The following is a 20598-nucleotide window of genomic DNA, read 5'->3' on the forward strand; positions in this document are numbered from 1 at the left end:
AAAAGATATATTTATGACACTGATTAAGTCAATTTCTGGTATCCGTGGAACAATCGGCGGTCCAGCGGGCGATACATTGAATCCGCTCGACATTGTCAAGTTTACTTCTGCATACGCTACCTTCATCCGTCGTAGCGGTGCTTCTAAGAGCAACACCATCGTAGTAGGTCGTGATGCACGTATCTCTGGCGAGATGGTGAAGAATGTGGTTTGTGGCACCTTGATGGGTATGGGCTACGATGTGTTGAACATCGGCTTGGCTACTACTCCTACCACCGAGTTGGCTGTTACCATGAGTGGTGCGGCTGGCGGTATCATCATCACTGCTTCTCACAACCCACGCCAGTGGAACGCCCTCAAGCTTCTCAACGAGAAGGGTGAGTTTCTTACAGCAGCTAACGGTAATGAGGTGTTGAGCATCGCAGAGAAGGAAGACTTCGAGTATGCTGATGTTGACAACCTTGGTAAATATACAGAGGATAATACCTTCAACAAGCGTCACATCGACTCAGTGCTTGCATTGAAACTCGTAGATGTTGAGGCTATCAAGAACGCTCACTTCAAGGTTTGCGTTGATGCCATCAACTCTGTGGGTGGTGTCATTCTCCCTGAGTTGCTCGATGCACTTGGCGTAGAATATACATTCCTGAATGGGGAGCCAACAGGTGATTTCGCTCACAATCCAGAGCCATTGGAGAAGAACCTCGGTGGTATCATGGACGAGTTGAAGAAGGGTGGTTATGATATGGGTATCGTCGTTGACCCTGATGTTGATCGCCTGGCATTCATCTGCGAGGATGGTAAGATGTTTGGCGAGGAATATACCCTGGTAAGTGTAGCTGATTATGTATTGAGCAAGACTCCAGGTAACACCGTAAGCAACCTTTCTTCTACCCGTGCGCTCCGTGATGTAACCGAGAAGCATGGTGGTTCATATTGCGCTTCAGCCGTAGGCGAGGTGAATGTAACTACCAAGATGAAGGATGTTCACGCTGTGATTGGTGGCGAAGGCAATGGTGGAGTTATCTATCCAGAGAGCCACTATGGTCGTGATGCCCTCGTAGGTATCGCCCTCTTCCTGAGCAGTCTGGCTCATAAGGGCTGCAAGGTGAGCGAACTTCGTGCCAGCTTCCCTAACTACTTCATCGCCAAGAACCGCATCGACCTGACTGCTTCTACCGATGTAGATGCTATCCTCGTCAAGGTGAAGGAGATGTATGGCAAGGAGAAGGATGTAACCGTTACCGATATCGACGGTGTGAAGCTCGACTTCCCTGATAAGTGGGTTCACTTGCGCAAGAGTAACACCGAGCCAATCATCCGCGTATACAGCGAGGCTTCTACCATGGAGCAGGCTGATGAGCTGGGCAAGAAGCTTATGCAGGTGGTTTATGATATGCAGTAAGATACATATATAATCTCCCGTTTTTCACGGGAAACGACAAGGGTCTATATGCCACGATGAACAGGTGGCGTATAGACCCTTGATTATATGGTGATATTCGTAATCTACATCTCCGCTTCCTGTTTTTTATGAATTGCTCAGATTCTTAATGATTTCCAAAGGTAGCTGGGTAGCTTTGGAAACCTGTTCGGCAGAAAGTCCCATTGCCAACAAACGTTGTGCTGTTTCTGTGTTGGCCTCATGTTTGCCTTCTGCTCTACCTTTCTCCATACCTTCAGCAATTCCTTCTTCCTTACCTTTTTCCTTACCTTTCTGGTAGCTGTCATCTATGAGGGTTCTTTCAACGCTTACGGAATCCCAGAACTTATCATAGGCTCTGAGTTCGGCATCAGAGAAGCCGGAAATCTCCAGCTCCTCTACGGCTTTTCCTATCTCCGGATCATTAAGCAAATCGGCAGGAATATCCTTCGTATTGGAATTAATTTCCGTGAGGAAACGGAGCCACAATACCATCATGCGCTTGTCGGCAATGGAATGAGGAGTAAACTTAGGGAGTTCAATGAAGGTGAAATGCAAGCCTTCGATGACCTTATTGCTGTCCTTATCGTGCACGATGCGGTAGTTGTGGATGAAATCGGGAGTATCATGCGCAAAGATATCATTTATCAGGTTGAGAGAATACACTGGTTGCAGTTCGCTGTATTTTCCGCCCTTTTTAGCCTGACTCACATAGAGCTTGGATGCATTGAAAAGTACTCGCTGCTGGAATGCATCAGACCATTCCATCTGCATTTCCACGCAGAACTTCCTGCCTCTGACGTCGGTGCAGAGTACATCCACAATGGTGTTTTTGCCCCCTTCGAGCTGGGGCACTAGTTCTGTAGGCAGATACTTTATCTCGTGTATCTGCTCTTCTTCGCTGAGTGGCAGGAGTGCGTTCAGAAGGCTGATCAGTCTTTTAGGGTGATTGCCGAATATCTTCTTGAACGTGAGGTCTGCCTTAGGATCTAAGTACTTCATAACCATCTGTTTTAAAATTCTCTAGCGCAAAGTTACGACTTTATTTTCATATCTGCAAGGGATTTCTGGGAAAAGTTACGGAAAAAGTGAGAGATTGCGTTTTTTATGTGACAGGACAAGAGTCTATATGCCACGATGAACTGGTGGGGTATAGATTTTTTTTTCTTTTTATCCATCACATCCCTCACGTTTTCCGATTTAAAAAAGTTAATATGCTGAGAATGAAGGATTTATTCTATACATATAGCGTGATGGATTGACGGATTGTTTACAATATCCATCACGAATCCATCACGCATCCCTCACGCTTCGCTTTCCAATCATAGGAAATCCGCAGTAGTTGATTGCGTTTTGTTCCACTTAAGGGAACACCGGGTTTCACTTAAGGGGACAAAAGGTTTCCCTTCTGGGAACAAATTGTTCCAACGCTTGGAACAGTTGAAACAGCTTCTTTTTATTCCTCTGCCAGTTCCTTCATGGCATCGTTCAGTGTATTGAACAAAACATTGATGTTTTCTTCTTCGTTCTTGCAGGCTTCCTTGAACAAGGCTACGGGGTCTTCCGGGTCACCCTTCAGCGGAGCCTCGTTGAGAAGGATATTTACATTGTTCAGCAGCATGCCGTGCAGAGTAGGCATGTGGAGCTGAGACTGAGTGCCCTCCTTGCTGCCACACTTCAAGCCGGCGGCATACGCCTTCACGATGATGCGTACCAGCAGATGGATAGCCATCGGCTCATCGGCAAGGCTGATGAGGATGCCGTGGGTGTAATCGCGCAGATGCTCCTCAATGGTGGTAAACTTACCCTGCAGCAGCCAGGTGAAGTTGCGCTTGTATTCAGCCTCCATCGCATTGTAAAGCGGATTCGACTTGCAGGCTATGCGCAGATAATCAAGCATTGTAGGCTCAAAGGAAGGATCCGCCTTCTTCATGCTCTCGAAATTCTTCTTCATGCGGTCGTTCGCCTCATCCGCACTCTTGTAGTTGAGACGTACGAGGGTAGAAAACATGATGTCGAAGAAATATTGGTTCACCTCGCCATAATGCTCCAGCATCATCTGCTTGATTTCCTTCGGGTCGTTCTTCTTCTTGAAGTCGTCGCCGCCGATTGCCGCATCCATGATGCCACGGGCATACGCCTCGAAGAAAGCTCTTACAAACGAAGCCACAGCCTGGTAACTATTGATTCTTTTGCTCATTGTTTATCAAAATGAATTAATCAAAAAAATGAATTAATCAAAGATTTAATCAAAGAATGATTTAATCAAAAATCTTGAATTCATATCCCTGTTCCATCAGCCATTCTATGGATTGCGGGAGCGCCGTCTTCAGCTTGTCGATGCTCTTCAGCGAGTCGTGGAAGGTGATGATGCTGCCGTTGCGGGCATACTTCTTCACGTTGTTCACTACGTCTTCTGCCGTCATCCATTTGGAATAATCTCGGGTCACCACATCCCACATAATCACCTTGTAGGTGCGATGCAGCCACCAGTACTCACTCTGTCGCATCCATCCATGGGGTGGGCGGAAGAGATGGGCGTGGATCAACTCGTTCGCCTTGTTGGTATTGAGCACGTAGGAGATGACTCGATGCTTGAAGGCACCGATGTGGTTGAAGGTGTGGTTGCCAATCTGATGACCCTCTGCCACAATCTGGTTGTAGAGGTCGTGGTTGCGCAGCACGTTTTCGCCCACCATGAAGAAGGTGGCCTTGATGTTGTACTTTCTCAAGGTTTCCAGGATGAATGGGGTGGATTCGGGAATCGGACCATCATCGAACGTGAGATACACCGAATGGTCGTTCTTGTCCATTCGCCATATTGCCTTTGGATATAGCCATCTAAGCCACTTGGCTGGTTGCTCTATGAACATGGGAAATATTGATTTTTATGAAATAATGAAAAGATGACCTCGCAAAACGCGAGGCCATCTCTTGTATTCTGATTACTGATTGCCTTCTGGCATTCTGCCGCCTCTGCCGTGGTACAGGGTATAGAGGTTGTTGAGTTGCTTCTGATACTTCTGTTCCAACTGAGGACTTACCATGCCTGCCACATCGCAGGTGCTCTGCATGATCATGATCTGACGGATGCAGTCGTTCTGACTCTGCAGGAAGTGGTCGTTAGACAACGACAGGTAATAGTTGAGATACTGTGAAGCGTTCTTCCAAACTGCCTCCACATACTCCTTACCCTTAGCCTTTTGACCGGTCATCAGCCAGCCGCGAGCCATATCCAGAGCGCCGCTCATGTAGTCGAGCGTCACATTGTATGCAGGAATCTCCACATCAGCCTTCTTCAGAATGTTGATAGCCTTCTGCTTCTTGCCTTCGGCGATGAGCTGCAGGGCAGTCTGGGCAAGCAGACGGCGATGTGTATAGCACATGCGCATGGTGGTCTCGTCGATGTAGAGCCCCTTCTGCTTCAAGTTGCCGAACTTGAATCGGGTCATGATGTTATGATAGGTCTTCTCTGTGTCGAAGTTCTTGGCTCCCGGCTTGTTGGTGGTGAACGGAGTGATACGGTTGACGAGACCCTCCTGAACGAAGTTGTCGCCAAGGTTCATGTAATTCTCCTGACCCACAGTCAAAGCCACGTAGAGTGGACGGGTCCAGTTGCTCTGAGCCAGCATTTCGAGCATCATCAGGTCGTTCTTGTAGAGAGCACTCTTGCCGGCAAGCGAAATCACCATCTTGTCTGGGATGGAATCCGAAGCCATCATCATGCCGCTCTTCTTCACAGCCTCCTTGTCGATGGTGACGTAGAGGGTATCTGTTGGGATAACGTGCATATCTGGGTTCTTGCTGCGTACCCAGTATTTCAGGATGTTCTTCAGCTCGAATGGCTCATTGCCAAACTGCTTCTTGGCATTCTCTGGGTCCTGCTTGTAGAATTCCAGAATCTGCTGCTTAGCCTCAGGCTGAACAGATACATACTCGTTGGTGCCTGAACAGAAGTCGAGACGTGGCCAGGTGATAGGCACGGATGGGGAGTCGTAGGCAGGACGCATCATCTGGTCGATGTACCAGTCGGTCTGCAGATAGCTCAGATTACATACACGAGCATCGGTTCCAACGCCCTCTACCTCCTGGTTGTACCAGAGTGGGAAGGTATCGTTATCACCATTGGTGAAGATGATAGGATGGCTCTTCTCCTGGAGAGACATCAGATAGTTCTGACCGAAGTCACGGCAGGTGTAGCGGCCAGAGCGGTCGTGATCGTCCCAAGTCTGCGATGCCATCTGGATAGGCACGAGGAGGGTGATTACGGCAACGATGGCTGAAATGGCTGTACCGTTGAGCTTCATCTTCTGCTTCAGGATATCGAGGATGGCTACTACGCCAAGACCGCACCAGATAGCGTATGCATAGAATGAACCGGCGTAAGCATAGTCACGCTCACGTGGCTGCATTGGAGTCTGGTTCAGATAGATAACGATGGCAAGACCCGTCATGAAGAACAGGAAGAATACCACCCAGAACTGCTGGATACCTACAGGGAGAACCTCCTCTGTTTCCACACCGTTTTTCACTATCTTGCGCTTGCGGGTGTACCAAGCCTGCCAGAAGAGACCGATCAAGCCGAGAATCAGCGGCATGCAGTAGAACACGTTGTGACCCTTGTTCTCCTTCAGATCATCTGGCAACTTGCTCTGGTCGCCATAGAGCTGGTCATCGATGAATGAGAAACCGGAAATCCAGTTGCCATGCTCTGGCTCACCATTGCCCTGGATATCGTTCTGACGTCCGGCAAAGTTCCACATAAAGTAGCGCCAGTACATGAAGTTGCACTGATAGGAGAGGAAGAAGCGGATGTTGTCAATCTGTGAAGGCATCTTCACCATGATATTCTCTCCGCAGCGGTCGTAAGGCACCTCGGTGCCATCCACGCCGCCCATCCAGTCTTCGTATGCCTGGGCATGAGCCGAACTGTACATACGAGGGAAGAGCATATTCTGTGCATAGATATACTTGTTCTTGTGGCTTACTACGAAGTAAGAGTCCTTCTCGTCGGCAGAAGCCTTCTCCTTGCGCTGATATACAGGTGCACCTTCCTGCATCACAGGCTTGCACATGTTGCCATCCACTTCGAGGGCTACCTGAGAGGTGTATGCCTGACCGTAGAGCAGTGGGCGGTCGCCATACTGGTCACGGCTCAGATAACTGCCCAGGGTAAAGATATCCTCAGGAGAGTTCTGGTCCATAGGAGGGTTGGCTGATGAACGGATTACGATGAGCGCATAGCTTGAGTAACCGATCATGAGCATCAGCATGCAGAGCAAGGCTGTGTTCTTGATGCGGGCTGTAACCAGCGGCACGCGCTGCATCTTCTTCTTGGCGATGCCGGTAACCTCGTCAACGCCTGTTACCACTTCCTTCTTGCGCTTGTAGGTAAGGGCAAGCCAGAGAACGGCGAGGACGATGATGCCGCAGACTACGGCTGTCCAGCCATATCCATAGAATGGAATACCGAGCATACCGAAACCGAGAACGAAGGCGATGTTCTGCTTCTTCTCGTTCTTCTCGGAAGCATTGTAAGTCTCGTAGATGCCCCAGATAACAGAGGCAACGAGGCAGATGATATATACGATTTCACCGGTGTTGAATGGACAACCGAGCACGTTGACGAAGAACAGCTCGAACCATCCGCCTACAGTGATGATACCTGGAACCACACCATACAATACGGCTACCACTACCAGGAAGGAGAGAACCAACGCCAGGAGCGAGCCCTTCAGGTTGGCATGAGGCACCTTTTTGTAGTAGTAAACCAATACGATGGCTGGGATACAGAGCAGGTTGAGCAAGTGCACACCGATACTCAAACCGGTCATATAGGCGATGAGCACGAGCCATCGGTCGCTATGAGGTTCGTCGGCGTGGTCTTCCCACTTCAATATCAGCCAGAATACTACGGCGGTGAAGGCAGAAGAGAAGGCGTAAACTTCACCCTCTACAGCCGAGAACCAGAAGGTATCGCTGAAGGTGTAGATGAGTGCGCCCACCATACCTGATGCCTCGATGGCAATCAGCTTGCTGGTGGTCATTTCCTTCCAGTCGCCGATGATGAGCTTGCGTGCCAGATGGGTGATTGTCCAGAAGAGGAACATGATGCAGACGGCACTGAGGAGTGCGCTCATCGTGTTCACCATCTTGGCCACCTGAGTGGTGTCGCTGGCGAAGTGTGTGAAGAAATTGCCCATGAGCATGAAGAACGGTGCCCCCGGTGGGTGACCGATTTCCTGCTTATAAGCAGTAGTGATAAACTCAGGACAGTCCCAGAAACTGGCTGTCGGCTCAATCGTGGAACAATAAACGAAAGCCGCAATGATGAATGCGACCCATCCGAAGATATTGTCCACCAATTTGTACTGTTTCATTATTGTTTAAACTTTAATGTATTATATTTCTTTATTTCTTATTTAATAATGTGTATAAAACGTTGCAAAGATACTAAAAAGATGAGATAATCTAGAAGTTCTTTCTTGTTTTTTAGGCATTATTATATTATCTATCTAAACATTTAGGAAATAAGCTTCTAAACATTCAGGAAATGTTCTTCTAGTTTTTCTCTTGGCATATCCGCCGTATCGTGATAATGCAGGTGATGGTTTACGCAGGCGATGTGCTTCACGTTGTTGAGCACTTCGGCTACATCGTGGCTCACGATGATGATGGCGCATTCCTTGTTAATCTGCTCCAGCATCTCGTACATCTGCTTCTGGAATCGGCGGTCGATGTAGGTGTTCGGTTCATCGAGGATTACCACATCGGGCTTGGATACGATGGCGCGTGCCAGGAGCACTCGCTGCAGCTGTCCGCCGCTCAGGGCAGCGATGTGGCGGTCTTTGAATTCCATCAGCTGCATGCGTTCCAGGGTATCGAGCACCTGCTGGTGCTGTGCTTGGCTGTATTTGGAAAATAGGCTCTTGGTCTTGCTGAGGCCGGAGAGCACTACTTCGTATACGGAGATGGGGAATTGCTTGTCGAGCTGATTGTATTGTGGGAGATAGCCCATCGAAATCTCCTTTACTTCCTTCCCGTCTTTATAATACCGGATGTTGCCCTCCGTGGGCTTCATCAGTCTCAGAATGAGGCGCATGAGGGTGGTCTTGCCACCACCGTTTGGTCCGATAATGCCAAGATAATCGTCTTGATAGACGGTGATATTGATGTCATTGAGCACCTGCTTTCCGTCGTATCCGGCAGATAGATGCTCGATTTCGATTAACTTTGAACTTTGAACGTCCAACTTTGAACTTTGAACTTCCAACTTTGAACCTTGAACTTTGAACATTGAACTTTATTATTAGTTATTGTTCTTTATACTTTTTATAAAATATTGGCGAGCCTACTTCCCAACCACAATTTCCTTGCCTTGCACTGCGGCTGCCGCTTCCTGCATTGCCCAGCTCCATTCTCCCAGCAATGGGTTGATATTCATTGGCTTGGTCTGGCTTTCCTTGATGAAAGTATTGGTGTTGCGGTTGGCAAATTCAGCCTGAATGAGGCAATATTTTATCTTTTCTTTTCTTGCTCTCTCTATGAGGCTCTTCAGCTGGGCAGCACTCGGCTCCCTGCCTTCTTCCTCAATAGCAAGCTGCTCCAACTGGTAATCACGGGCGAAGTAGGTGAGGATAGGGTGATAGATCACAAACTTGCGAACCATCTCGGGATGATCCTTGAAACTTTTTCTGATGGTGCTGTCTCGCTTGTCGATGATATTCAGCAGCGACAGATAGTTCTTCTCAAAGAACGCCTTGTTCTTCGGCTCCAGATTGCAGAGTGCCTTGAAGATATTGCTTGCGATGATGCGGGCATTCTGGCAACTCATCCAGACATGCGGGTCGATGTTGCCGCCCGGTGTCTTGGCAGGCTTGATGCCTGCGGATGTATCTATCACCTTCATATCCGGAGCATTGTCCTGCAGCTTCTTCATCCAGGTCTGTTCAAAACCGATGCTGCCCACCTTCAGATAGAGGGCACTCTTCGAGAGTTCCATCATCTGTTCGGCGTATGGCTCGTAAGTCTCCGGGTTGTTGCCGTTGGATACCATCACGTTGACATCCACCTTGTTTTCAGCAATCTTATCCACGAAATACTTGTAGGGCGGGATGGTCACGGTAACCATAGGCTTGCCTGTTCCAGCAGAATTCCCCGATTCAGCCTGTTTCTGAGGCGTGCCCTTGCAGCCGGCAAGACATCCCCCAAATATTCCCCCTAATATTATAAGGTATAGAAACCTCTTCATATATTCAAATCTCTTCATATATTCAAATCTCTTTATGTTTTAAACGATGAAACTCAGGCCATATACCAGCAAAACATATCTCAGCACTTTTCCGATGGTGATGCTGATGGTAGAGATGATGATGTTGGCTCTGGTCAGACCCAATACGATGGTGATGGCGCTTCCCAATATCGGGATGAAGGCGAAGAAGCCCATCCAGGCACCACGACCCGCCATGAATCTTTCAGCCTGGTCGAGTTTCTCTTTCTTTACGTGCAGATATTTCTCTATCCACTCCATCTTTCCGAGTCTTCCCACGCCATAATTAAACAGTGAGCCCAGCACGTTTCCTATGCTGCCATATATCACGAGCGGAATCGGGTCCAATCCTGCCGCCTGCAAGCCCGACATCACCACCTCACTGCTGAAGGGGAAGAAACTGCCGGCAAGAAAAGCGGACACAAACATACCCCAATAGCCCCAGTTGATTAAAAAGTCTATCATGTAACTCATTGAATATTATTTATATGTTTATCGCTTGCATCAGTATCGTTTCAGGGATGAAAATATTATATAATAAAATCAGTACCACGATAACCAGCATCGAGATAAACATGATGTTCGTAATCTTGCCACGGGTGAAGGTGATGAAGTGAGCCACGAGTGGCGCTGTATTCACAATCATGATGCCGCCGAGCTCCTTGATATGCTGAGGCTGCAGTATGATGAATGCCAGACTCACGAAGTTCACCATGGTGAAGGTGTCGTAGATCATTCTCGTGCGAATCTTGTCGGCGTATGACGTGTGCAGGAAGTGGATGGAACCGATGACGCCCAGGATGGTAAGGAACACCAGATTCACTACCTCATGGTCGGTAACTTGCGAATAGTCGAACAGTTCCTTGTAGTTCACGAACTCCAAAAAATGGTTTGCCAGACCCTGCATATTGTCGGTGTATGCATAGTAACCCGCTGAGAACCAGTAGGGCATCACCACGCCGATGAGGGATGCAAAGAAGTTGCGGATGCTGAATGAATTGGTGAATACCATCATCATCAGCCAGAGTACAGGCAGGAAATAGCCTATCTGGATGAAGACCATCGAGGCGAGGCCGATGCAGAAGAAGGCATAGAAAGTCCAGCCCGACGACTGCTTGTCCTGATAGCCGTTCCAGATGATGAGATAGAAGGCGATGAAGCACATCGTCACGATGCTTGCCTTGAACGATGGCGCAGGCAGACTGGTCATGGTGATGAATACCAGGAAACTGCACGAAACCATGCGGCTGTAGGTGCGCATCAGGGAATTATGGTTGTTGAGCTCTACCATCAGCAGGGTAGAGATGATGGTAAAGGCAAACTGTACCCAGATATTGGATACCAAAAAACCTACAGCAACCCATACCAAGGCGGCAAGGGTTGCTGTGATAGGTAAAGCGTAGCGGCTTGACGCTACTTTATTTTGAAAAGTTTTCTTTCTTAACATCTATATTTAGTTTATAGTTTATAGTTAATAGTTTATAGAGGCTTGCGCCGTTATAAATGGACTTGCATACCTAAAAATAATCAATTAATAATCGAAGAATGCATGAATGTCTATTAATTATAAACTATTAACTATTAACTCATCTTAAAGATCCTGTCCGATATCAGAACGGAAGTACTTGTCGGTGAACTGAATCTTCTGTGCCTCGGCAAAGCTCTTCTTCAAGGCTTCTTCCTTGTCCTTGCCGTAGCTGCTTACGCAGATGACACGACCACCATTGGTTACTACCTCGCCATCCTTCATCGCTGTACCAGAGTGGAATACCACAGAGCCTTCTACGTCGTTGATACCCTTGATAGGATAACCCTTCTTGTAAGCCTCTGGATAACCGCCGCTTACGAGCATTACGCAGACTGCAGCACGCTCGTCAAACTCGATGCTGCGCTTGTCCAAATCGCCGGCAGCTACACCCTCGAAGAGATCCACGATGTCGCTCTTCAGGCGGAGCATCACGCTCTCAGTCTCTGGGTCGCCCATACGGCAGTTGTACTCAATCACCATTGGCTCGCCCTCCACGTTAATCAAGCCGAAGAAGATGAAGCCCTTGTAGTCGATGTTCTCCTCGGCAAGACCCTCAACGGTAGGACGGATGATGCGCTCATCCACCTTCTGCATCCACTCCTTGGTAGCGAATGGCACAGGGGTAACACTACCCATACCGCCGGTGTTCAAACCGGTATCGTGCTCGCCGATGCGCTTGTAATCCTTAGCCTCTGGCAGAATCTTGTAGTTCTTGCCGTCGGTCAATACGAATACAGAGCACTCGATGCCGCTCAGGAACTCCTCAATCACCACGCGTGCAGAAGCGTTGCCGAACATACCGCCCAGCATCTCCTTGAACTCCTTCTTAGCCTCTTCCAGGGTAGGGAGGATGAGAACGCCCTTACCGGCGCACAAACCGTCTGCCTTCAGTACGTAAGGAGCCTTCAGAGTCTCCAGGAACTTCAAACCTTCCTCTACGTGCTCGCCGTCGAATGTCTCATACTGGGCGGTAGGGATGTTGTGACGCTTCATAAACTGCTTGGCGAAGTCCTTGCTGCCTTCCAATACGGCACCTGCCTTTGATGGACCGATTACAGGGATGTTCTGGGTGCGAGGATCGTTCTTGAAGTCATCGTAAACACCCTTTACCAATGGGTCTTCAGGACCAACTACCACCATATCAACGCCATTTTCCACTGTGAAGTTCTTCAGAGCCTCAAAGTCGTCGGCCTTGATATCAACGTTCTCGCCGACATTCTGTGTACCGGCATTACCAGGAGCGATAAAGAGTTTCTCACACTTCTCGCTCTGAGCGATTTTCCATGCTAAGGCGTGCTCGCGGCCACCGCCTCCTAACAATAAAATTTTCATTTGCTGTAAGTTATTGTTTGTTATTTCAAATAATCGAAGAAATAGTTGCTGATGCGCTCATGCAGATGAGTGCTCTGATGACCTCGCATGTTGTGAGGCTCGCCAGGATAGACGAAGAAGTCGGGCTGGGTACCGGCTGCGATACATGCCTTCAGGAAGGTGAGGCAGTGCTGTGGCACCACGGTCACATCGTTCAAGCCCTGGATAATCTGCAACTTACCCTTCAGGTTCTTGGCCTGATAGAGCAGGGATGTCTTCTTGTAGCCCTCTGGGTTGGTCTGTGGGGTATCCATATAGCGCTCGCCATACATCACCTCGTACCAGTGCCAGTCGATCACCGGACCGCCGGCTACACCTACCTTGAACACGTCAGGATAGTTGGTCATCAATGAGATGGTCATGAATCCGCCGAAGCTCCAGCCGTGTACGCCAATCTTGTCGGCATCTACGTAAGGCAGGGTCTTCAGATACTCCACACCCTTCATCTGGTCCTTCATCTCCACCTGACCCAGCTGGCGGAAGGTAGCCTGCTCGAAAGCCTTGCCACGGTTCTCGCTGCCACGGTTGTCGAGAATGAAGAGCAGATAGCCCTTTTCTGCCATGTAGGTTTCCCAGCCACGGCTGCTGTAGTTCCAGCGGGCATCCACATTGTGGGCGTGAGGTCCACCATATACATATATAATGGTAGGATACTTCTTGTTAGGGTCGAAGTTCACAGGCTTCACCATTCTCCAGTAGAGGTCGGTTACGCCGTCGTCTGCCTTGATTGAACCGCAGCTGTACTCCGGCACGTCGTATCCCTTCCATGGGTTCTCGGCTGTGAAGTAGGCGGTGCGCTTGCCGTTTTCTACATTCACGATGGCTATCTTGCGAGGCACGGTAGGGGTAGAGTAGTTATCATAGATAAACTGTCCGTTCTCGCTCAGGGTAGCGTTGTGCCAGCCCTTGCCGCAATCGTCCATCATGGTGCGCTTGCCAGTCTTGGTATCCACCACGAAGATGTTTCGCTGGATAGGCGAGCTTTCATTGGATGCGATAATGATACTCTTGCGCTTGGCGTTGAAGCCGAGTACTTCCATCACCTCCCATTTGCCCGATGTCAACTGCCGGATTGAAAGTGAAGAGTGAAGAGTGGAGAGTGAAGAATTCTCTTGCTTTTTGGATGAAGATTCAGCATTTGAATTCTTCGTTCTTCGTTCTTCGTTCTTCACTTTACAGAGGTAGAGGTGGTTATAGCCATCCTTGCGGCTCTGCATGATAAAGCTGTTGCTGTCCCAAGGCAGGAACTGGATTGGGTTGCAAGGCTCCACGTATTTCTCGTCGGTCTCACGATACAGTTCGCCAGTCTTCTCGCCAGTCTCTGCGCTGTAGGCAGTAAGGCGACAGTCGTTCTGGTCGCGGTTCAGCTCAAACATATAGATGGTCTTGCTGTCTGGGCTCCATGCGATGTTGGTGAAGTAGCGGTCTGTAGGGTCGCCCGCCTTCAGATAGATGGTCTTGCCTGTCATGCAGTCGAACACGCCCACGGTTACCTTGTGCGAAGTTTCGCCCGTCATCGGATACTTGTCTGGTGCAGGCTTGGCGCAGCAGGTTTGGGTTTCAGGATGATTGAAGTAATCAATCTCCGGAATATCCACCTGCGGATAATCCGTCACCATGCTCTGGTCCATGCGGTAGAAGGCGAGCAGTTCGCCGTTAGGGCTCCAGAAGGTACCCTTACTGATGCCGAACTCATCGCGGTGAACACTCTGACCATAAACGATTTCTCGGCTGCCATCCTTTGAAATCTGGAAATCGTGCGATTTCTTCTCTCGGGTCATGGCATTGTTGGTTACGTCGAAGGTGCGCACGTAGAGGTTGCTGCCCTTCAGATAGGCGAATGCATTCTGCTGGGCGTTCGCCTCGAGGAGGTTTTCGCCGTCTTCAAAATCCATCTCGCTTACCAGCTTATGCTTTTTGAAGTCGATGGTGTAGGTCTTGCTGCCGTTGTTCACCATCACGATGCTCTTTCCTGCAAAAGGGAACTGAGCGTTGTAGAGGGCTCTTACCTTGATGTCCTTGGTAGGAGCAATCCACTGGTTGATATCGTTGATGCCGAAGAGTTTGGTCTCTTTGCCGGTAGTCTTGTTCACGAGATAGCAAGCCTCCACGTCCTGGCGGATGAGTTCATTTCCCCACCAGGTGCACCAGCGGTTCTTTGCCACCATGTTGCGATAGTTGTTGCCACCGAAGTTCAGGTCTTCCAGTGTGAAGGCTTTCTCGCCCTTCTGCGCCGGAACCACGCCCTGCGCCTGTATATCGGTTGCATTCATAGCCATCATGGAAATCATAGCAGCGAAAGATAATTTATGAATTGAATTCTTAAGATTCATCATTGTTTTTTCTTGTCTTTTTTATTTCTAGTGACACTGCGTTTTACAGTGTCACTAGACTTATCTATCTGATAACTAAGATTTTATCTTTAGCGACACTGCGTTTTACCGTGTCGCTAGAAATTCTTAATCCTCGTCATCAAAGTCGGTGTCGAAGCTAGGTTGGCTGCCACGCTTTCCTCCGAAGTCCTTGCCGCCACGGCGGTCGCCCTTGAAGCCACCGCGCTTGTCGCCCTTCTCGAAACGCTTGCCGTCACGCTTTCCTCCGAAGTCTCTGCCGCCCTTGCGGTCGCCCTTGAAACCGCCACGCTTGTTGTCACGGTTGTCACGGTCGCCGCTGCGCTTTCCTCCGAAGCTGCGGCCGCCCTTGCGGTCATCATCCTCATCGCTGCGTCTTCCGGCACCCACACGTGGGCGTCCGCCACGGCGAATCTCATTGCGGCGCTTCTCGAAGTCCTCCAGGCGATGGCTGTGGAACTGGAAGCTGCGGATATCAGCATCTTCGTTTTCAGTCTCCTCGCTCACACGCTTCTTGAACTCGCGCTCCTTCTTGAAACGGTGCTTCTGCGCCATCTCGCTCTTCTCGCGCTCAGTCTTCACGATACCGCCCTCAGAGCGGAACTCCTTCATCTTGCCGTCGAACATCACGTACTTGCGGAACTCGCACTCCAGACTTCCGTTATATACCGGAATCTTGATAGATGGCTTCAAGCCAATCTGCTCGAAGCACTCCTCACGGTAGCTCAATACCCAAGCCTCGTTGCCGGCGAAGGCTCGCTTGAAGCGCTCGCCTATCATCTTGTAGGTATTCAGCAGGTTAGGGGTAGAGATACGCTCGCCGTAAGGAGGGTTCATCACGATGATGCTCTTCTCGGCAGGCTGGGTGAAGTCCTTGAAGTCCTGCTGGGCGATGGTGATATCCTTGCTCAGACCGGCAGCACGCACGTTGAGGTTAGCTGTGTTCACCGCCTTCATATCTACGTCATATCCGTAGATGTGGTGCTCGAACTCACGCTCCTGAGAGTCGTCGTTATAGATCATGTCGAAGAGATCCTGGTCAAAATCGTTCCATTTCTCGAAGGCAAACTCCTTGCGGAATACACCTGGAGAGATGTTGCGGGCGATGAGGGCAGCCTCGATGGCGATGGTTCCCGAACCGCACATTGGGTCGATGAAGTCGCATTCGCCCTTCCAGCCAGTCATCAGGATCATACCTGCAGCGAGAACCTCGTTCAGAGGTGCCTCTACCTGCTCCTGGCGGTAGCCGCGGCGGTGTAGACTCTCGCCACTTGAGTCGAGACTCAGTGTAGCGTTATCCTCTGCGATATGGATGTTGAGGCGGATATCAGGGTTAGACACGCTGATGTTAGGACGTGTGCCCTGCTTCTCGCGGAACCAGTCCACGATGGCATCCTTTACCTTGTAAGTCACGAAGCGTGAGTTGCGGAACTCCTCTGAATAGACTACAGAATCTACCGAGAAAGTCTTCTTCACGTCTAAGATGTCATCCCACTTAATCTTCTGAATCTCGTCGTACACCTCCTCGGCAGAACGTGCCTTGAAGTGCTTGATAGGTTTCAAGATACGGATGGCTGTGTGCAACTGGAAGTTAGCACGATACATCATTTCCTTGTCGCCAGTGAAAGATACCATGCGGCGACCTATTTGTACATTGTTAGCACCCAGTTGGGTGAGCTCCTCAGCCAAGACTGGCTCCAGACCCATAAAGGTCTTGGCAATGAGTTCAAATTCCTGTTCCATTATTGAATTCTATATCTAATAAACTTTGTTTTTCTTTTCTATATTTCTTTGTTTTCGGCTTCATATCCTTGGTCACCCACACGTTGGCGCCCACGATGCAGCCCTCTCCGATGGTGATTCTGCCCAGGATGGTGGCGTTGGCATACACGATGACGTCGTCTTCCAGGATAGGGTGGCGAGGGATTCCCTTGATAGGATTGCCGTCCTTATCCAGCGGGAAGCTCTTGGCTCCCAGGGTGACACCCTGATAGAGTTTCACGTTGTTGCCGATGATGCAGGTGGCACCGATAACCACACCCGTACCGTGGTCGATGGTGAAGTGGTGACCGATGGTAGCCTCAGGATTGATATCGATACCCGTCTCCGAGTGTGCCAGCTCCGTCATCATTCTTGGGATGAGTGGCACGCCGAGCTTGTGCAGAACATGGGCGATGCGATAGTTGGTTATCGCCTTGATTACGGGATAGCACGAGATGATTTCTCCGTGGCTCATCGCTGCCGGGTCGCCGTTGTAGGCAGCCTCCACGTCGGTGGCTAGAATCTTGCGGAGGTTAGGAAATTCCATGATGGCTTTTGCCGCTATGACACCTGCCTTGGCACGTTGGTGCTGCAGTTCAGCCTGAGTTTCCGTTTCGCAGTCATTGGCGAAACACAGTCCGGCGAGAATCTGCTCAGCGAGCATCTCGTAGAGTTTTTCTACTCTTACTCCGATATGATATTTGATGGTTGAAATATTGACGGAAGAGTTTCCGAAATATCCCGGAAAGAGGATAGAACGAGACAGATTGATGATGTCTTCGAGCGCCTTGCCCGAAGGAAGTGGATTTCCGTCTCGATGCTGATGGAAGAGACCCTTCAATGATTCGGCGCTAGAAAGCTCATCGATAGTCTCTGTCAGCTGATGAGTTAATGTATCTTTACTCATGTTCTTAATGTATCAATAAAATTCGAGTGCAAAGATACGATTAATTTCTTGAACTGCAAAGAAATAAAGGAGCTTTTTTGGATTTTTTTTGTAGAAATGGAAAGATGGAGTGGAAAAAGTGGGGGTGGTGATAAGCGTTAAAATGAAAAACTATCTTGACATATCCCTGAATGCACTCCAAGCTATCGGAACCGCCACGAGGAAGGAGCAGACATCTGCCCACGCCTGGCACATCTCTACACCCAGCAATCCGAAGAAATGAGGGAGGATGAAGATGAGCGGAATGAAGAAGAGTCCGCTTCGGGCTGCCGCTACGATATTGGCTCGGATAGGCTTGCGGATGGTTTGCATCAGCATGTTGGTAAGCACGATGGTGGCTATCAGCGGAAAACTGATTACCTGCCACTTCAGGGCTACGGAACCTACGGCCACTACATGAGGGTCATCACGGAAAAGTTCGATGATCTGCTCTGAGAAGATGAAGCCGATGACGGCACATACTGCCAGGAACACCGTGCCGCATTTGATGCAAAAATAGTAGGCTTCCTTCACTCGGGAGTACAGTTTGGCACCATAGCAGAAACCGCAGAGGGGCTGGAATCCCTGTCCCAGACCAATGACAACGGCATAGGTGAAGAAGGAAATTCTTGTTACAATACTCATGCCCGCAATGGCCGCGTCACCATAGGCTCCTGCTGCCACATTCAGCACCAGGGTGGCGATGCTTCCCAAGCCCTGTCTTGACAAGGATGGGGTGCCGCCAAAGATGATTTCCTTGGCGTATGCCTTGGTTGGCGTGAAGTTGCGAAGGTGAATCCGGATGTTCTGTCCCTTGTGCGTCATCCAGAAAAGCATGGCGCATCCGAAGCACTGACTGATGAGGGTAGCAATGGCTGCACCCGTGATGCCTAAGGCAAAATAAATGATGAGCAGCGGGGCGAGAATCAGATTGAGTAATACGCCCGACATGATGCCCTTCATGGCATACATTGTGTTGCCTTGAAAGCGCATCATGTTGTTGAGCGTTAAGGATGTAGTCATAAAAGGAGCACCCAGCAGAATGATGCCCAAATAGCGCTCTGTATAGGGTTGGATGGTAGGTGTTGAACCCAGAAGAATGCAGAGAGGTGTAAGGAATATTTGTCCTAAAACGGCGATGATGAGACCCGTAAGAAAACTCAGTACGAAGCCCGTAGCAGCCATCTTCTTCGCCTTCTCTTCCTCTTTGGCGCCCAGCATGCGGGAGATGTAGTTTCCTGATCCGTGACCATAGAAGAAACCCACAGCTTGAATCACCGCCATCATGGCAAACGATACGCCCACGGCAGCCACGCTCTGGGTGTTGATGCTGCCCACGAAATAGGTGTCGGCGAGGTTGTACATACTCGTCGACAACATGCTGATGATGGTAGGAATCGCCATCGTGAAAACCACCCTGTGCACGGGGGCATGGGTGAGGAAAGTATAATTATCTCTCGTTTTCTTCATATTTTCCGAAACTACTTTTTCTATCAGAATTGCCAAATTCAGTGTGCAAAGGTACTGTTTTATTTTCTTTTGAACTAAATATTCGGGCATTTTAACTATCTATTTGAAAAAAAATCTGCTATTAGTTGGCAGAGTAGAAAAAAACTCGTAATTTTGCAGCGGTTTTCTCTTATACATTAATTAAAAAGAGATGAAGTCCATTGATTTAAATGAGATGAATTCCATTGATTTAAAAGAGATGAACTCTATTAATTGATAAGACATAAATGCCGTTTTAAAGAAATAGAAAAAGAAAAATAGATAGTTAAATGAGTGATATAAAAATCGTACCGGTTACCACCAAGAAGGGGTTGAGGGCTTTCATCCAGTTCTATTACGACCTCTATAAGGGGAATAAATTTGCCGTGCCCTTCCTGCGGCTTGACGAATGGAACACGCTGAGCAAGGCCAAGAATCCGGCTTTCGAATTCTGCGATGCTCAGTATTTCCTGGCCATCGACTATAGTGTGCCGAAGGTGGTGGGCAGAGTGGCTGCCATCATCAACCACCGTGCCAACGAGCAATGGAACAAGAAGCAGGTGCGCTTCGGCTGGCTCGATTTCATCGATGATATGGAGGTATCGTGCAAGTTGCTGGATGCCGTTGCTGATTGGGGAAGAGAACACAAGATGGAAGAGATGGTGGGACCGCTCGGATTCACCGATATGGATAGAGAAGGTATGCTGATAGAGGGCTTTCACGAGAAATCTACCATGTACGTGAACTACAATTATCCTTACTATCCGCAGCACATCGAAGGCTTCAATCTCCTGAAGAAAGACAACGACTGGGTGGAATATCGCATCAAGGTGCCTGAGGTGACACCGCCGAAATTCGCCAAGACTGCCGAAATGATAGAGAAGCGATACAACCTGCACGTGCGTAAGTTTACCAAGAACGAACTGGTGAAGCAGGGCATGGGCAGAGAGGTGTTCCACATCGTGAACGAGACCTACAAGGACCTCTACGACTTCCAGCAGCTCACCGAGAATCAGATTGATGGTTATGTGGATTCCTACATCAAGATAGCCGATACGAACCTTATCACCGGTGTGGTGGATGGCAACGATAACAACCGCCTGATAGGCTTCGGCGTATCCTTCCCGTCGCTCACCGATGCCCTGCAGAAAATAGGCAACGGCAAGCTGCTGCCTTGGGGCTGGTGGCAGATAGTGAAGGCATTGAAATTGCACAAGACCGACACCGTAGACCTGGTGCTCATCGGCGTGCTGCCGGAATATCGTAGCAAGGGTGCCAATGCCCTGATTTTTGCCGACCTCATCGAGCAATATCACCGCTACGGCTTCAAGTGGGCAGAGGCGATGCCGCAGATGGAAACCAACAAGGGCGTACAGAGCCAGTGGCAGTATCTGGAGAGCGTGCAGCATCGCCGCCGCCGCTGCTACAAACAGAAATTATAAACAGAACTTCAGCATGTTCCAAAAACATGCCATACTTGAA

The 20598-nt window shown here is 49.3% G+C and carries 15 protein-coding genes; 2 read left to right on the forward strand and 13 right to left on the reverse strand.

All coding sequences use genetic code 11. From position 1 onward, the window contains the following. The first annotated feature begins 13 nt into the window (after window positions 1–13). Complete coding sequence (gene glmM, locus KUA49_RS00505; RefSeq protein ID WP_203041795.1) at window positions 14–1405, forward strand: phosphoglucosamine mutase; 1392 nt, start codon at window positions 14–16, stop codon at window positions 1403–1405. Window positions 1406–1531: 126 nt separating this feature from the next. Here the strand turns inward: glmM and KUA49_RS00510 are convergent, their stop codons facing one another. The 13 genes from KUA49_RS00510 to KUA49_RS00570 form a co-directional block, all read right to left on the reverse strand. Next, window positions 1532–2431 (reverse strand): Rpn family recombination-promoting nuclease/putative transposase, encoded by a 900-nt coding sequence (locus KUA49_RS00510; protein ID WP_218412410.1) that lies wholly within the window; start codon window positions 2429–2431, stop codon window positions 1532–1534. 448 nt (window positions 2432–2879) lie between these two features. Then, window positions 2880–3623, reverse strand: a complete 744-nt coding sequence (locus KUA49_RS00515) for a hypothetical protein (RefSeq protein ID WP_217764977.1) — start codon at window positions 3621–3623, stop codon at window positions 2880–2882. A 61-nt stretch (window positions 3624–3684) separates the two neighbouring features. Next, a complete protein-coding gene (locus KUA49_RS00520; protein ID WP_218412411.1) occupies window positions 3685–4296 on the reverse strand; it encodes a polysaccharide deacetylase family protein in 612 nt (203 codons plus the stop codon). 72 nt (window positions 4297–4368) lie between these two features. Then, window positions 4369–7803, reverse strand: coding sequence for a DUF2723 domain-containing protein (locus tag KUA49_RS00525; RefSeq protein ID WP_218412412.1), 3435 nt, complete (start codon window positions 7801–7803; stop codon window positions 4369–4371). Between the two features lie 158 nt (window positions 7804–7961). Then, window positions 7962–8720: a metal ABC transporter ATP-binding protein gene (locus tag KUA49_RS00530; RefSeq protein WP_256624813.1), complete on the reverse strand. Its 759-nt coding sequence runs from the start codon at window positions 8718–8720 to the stop codon at window positions 7962–7964. 54 nt (window positions 8721–8774) lie between these two features. Next, entirely contained in the window at window positions 8775–9674 is a 900-nt protein-coding gene (locus KUA49_RS00535) for a metal ABC transporter solute-binding protein, Zn/Mn family (RefSeq protein WP_218412413.1), read from the reverse strand. A 39-nt stretch (window positions 9675–9713) separates the two neighbouring features. Next, window positions 9714–10166, reverse strand: coding sequence for a YqaA family protein (locus KUA49_RS00540; protein WP_218412414.1), 453 nt, complete (start codon window positions 10164–10166; stop codon window positions 9714–9716). 10 nt (window positions 10167–10176) lie between these two features. Beyond that, window positions 10177–11139 (reverse strand): hypothetical protein, encoded by a 963-nt coding sequence (locus tag KUA49_RS00545; RefSeq protein ID WP_218412415.1) that lies wholly within the window; start codon window positions 11137–11139, stop codon window positions 10177–10179. A 144-nt stretch (window positions 11140–11283) separates the two neighbouring features. Then, window positions 11284–12552, reverse strand: a complete 1269-nt coding sequence (purD, locus tag KUA49_RS00550; protein WP_203050813.1) for a phosphoribosylamine--glycine ligase — start codon at window positions 12550–12552, stop codon at window positions 11284–11286. A 20-nt stretch (window positions 12553–12572) separates the two neighbouring features. After that, complete coding sequence (locus KUA49_RS00555; protein ID WP_218412444.1) at window positions 12573–14870, reverse strand: S9 family peptidase; 2298 nt, start codon at window positions 14868–14870, stop codon at window positions 12573–12575. A 180-nt stretch (window positions 14871–15050) separates the two neighbouring features. Then, window positions 15051–16685, reverse strand: a complete 1635-nt coding sequence (locus KUA49_RS00560; RefSeq protein WP_218412416.1) for a THUMP domain-containing protein — start codon at window positions 16683–16685, stop codon at window positions 15051–15053. After that, window positions 16669–17610 (reverse strand): serine O-acetyltransferase, encoded by a 942-nt coding sequence (locus KUA49_RS00565; protein ID WP_203050816.1) that lies wholly within the window; start codon window positions 17608–17610, stop codon window positions 16669–16671. The genes KUA49_RS00560 and KUA49_RS00565 overlap by 17 nt, the downstream gene beginning before the upstream one ends. A gap of 150 nt (window positions 17611–17760) precedes the next feature. Further along, entirely contained in the window at window positions 17761–19098 is a 1338-nt protein-coding gene (locus KUA49_RS00570; protein WP_218412417.1) for an MATE family efflux transporter, read from the reverse strand. Window positions 19099–19406: 308 nt separating this feature from the next. Between KUA49_RS00570 and KUA49_RS00575 the strand changes: the two genes are divergently transcribed. Further along, a complete protein-coding gene (locus KUA49_RS00575) occupies window positions 19407–20558 on the forward strand; it encodes an N-acetyltransferase (protein WP_218412418.1) in 1152 nt (383 codons plus the stop codon). Window positions 20559–20598: the final 40 nt, after the last annotated feature.

This window comes from Segatella copri, from assembly GCF_019249655.2.
GTDB lineage: Bacteria > Bacteroidota > Bacteroidia > Bacteroidales > Bacteroidaceae > Prevotella.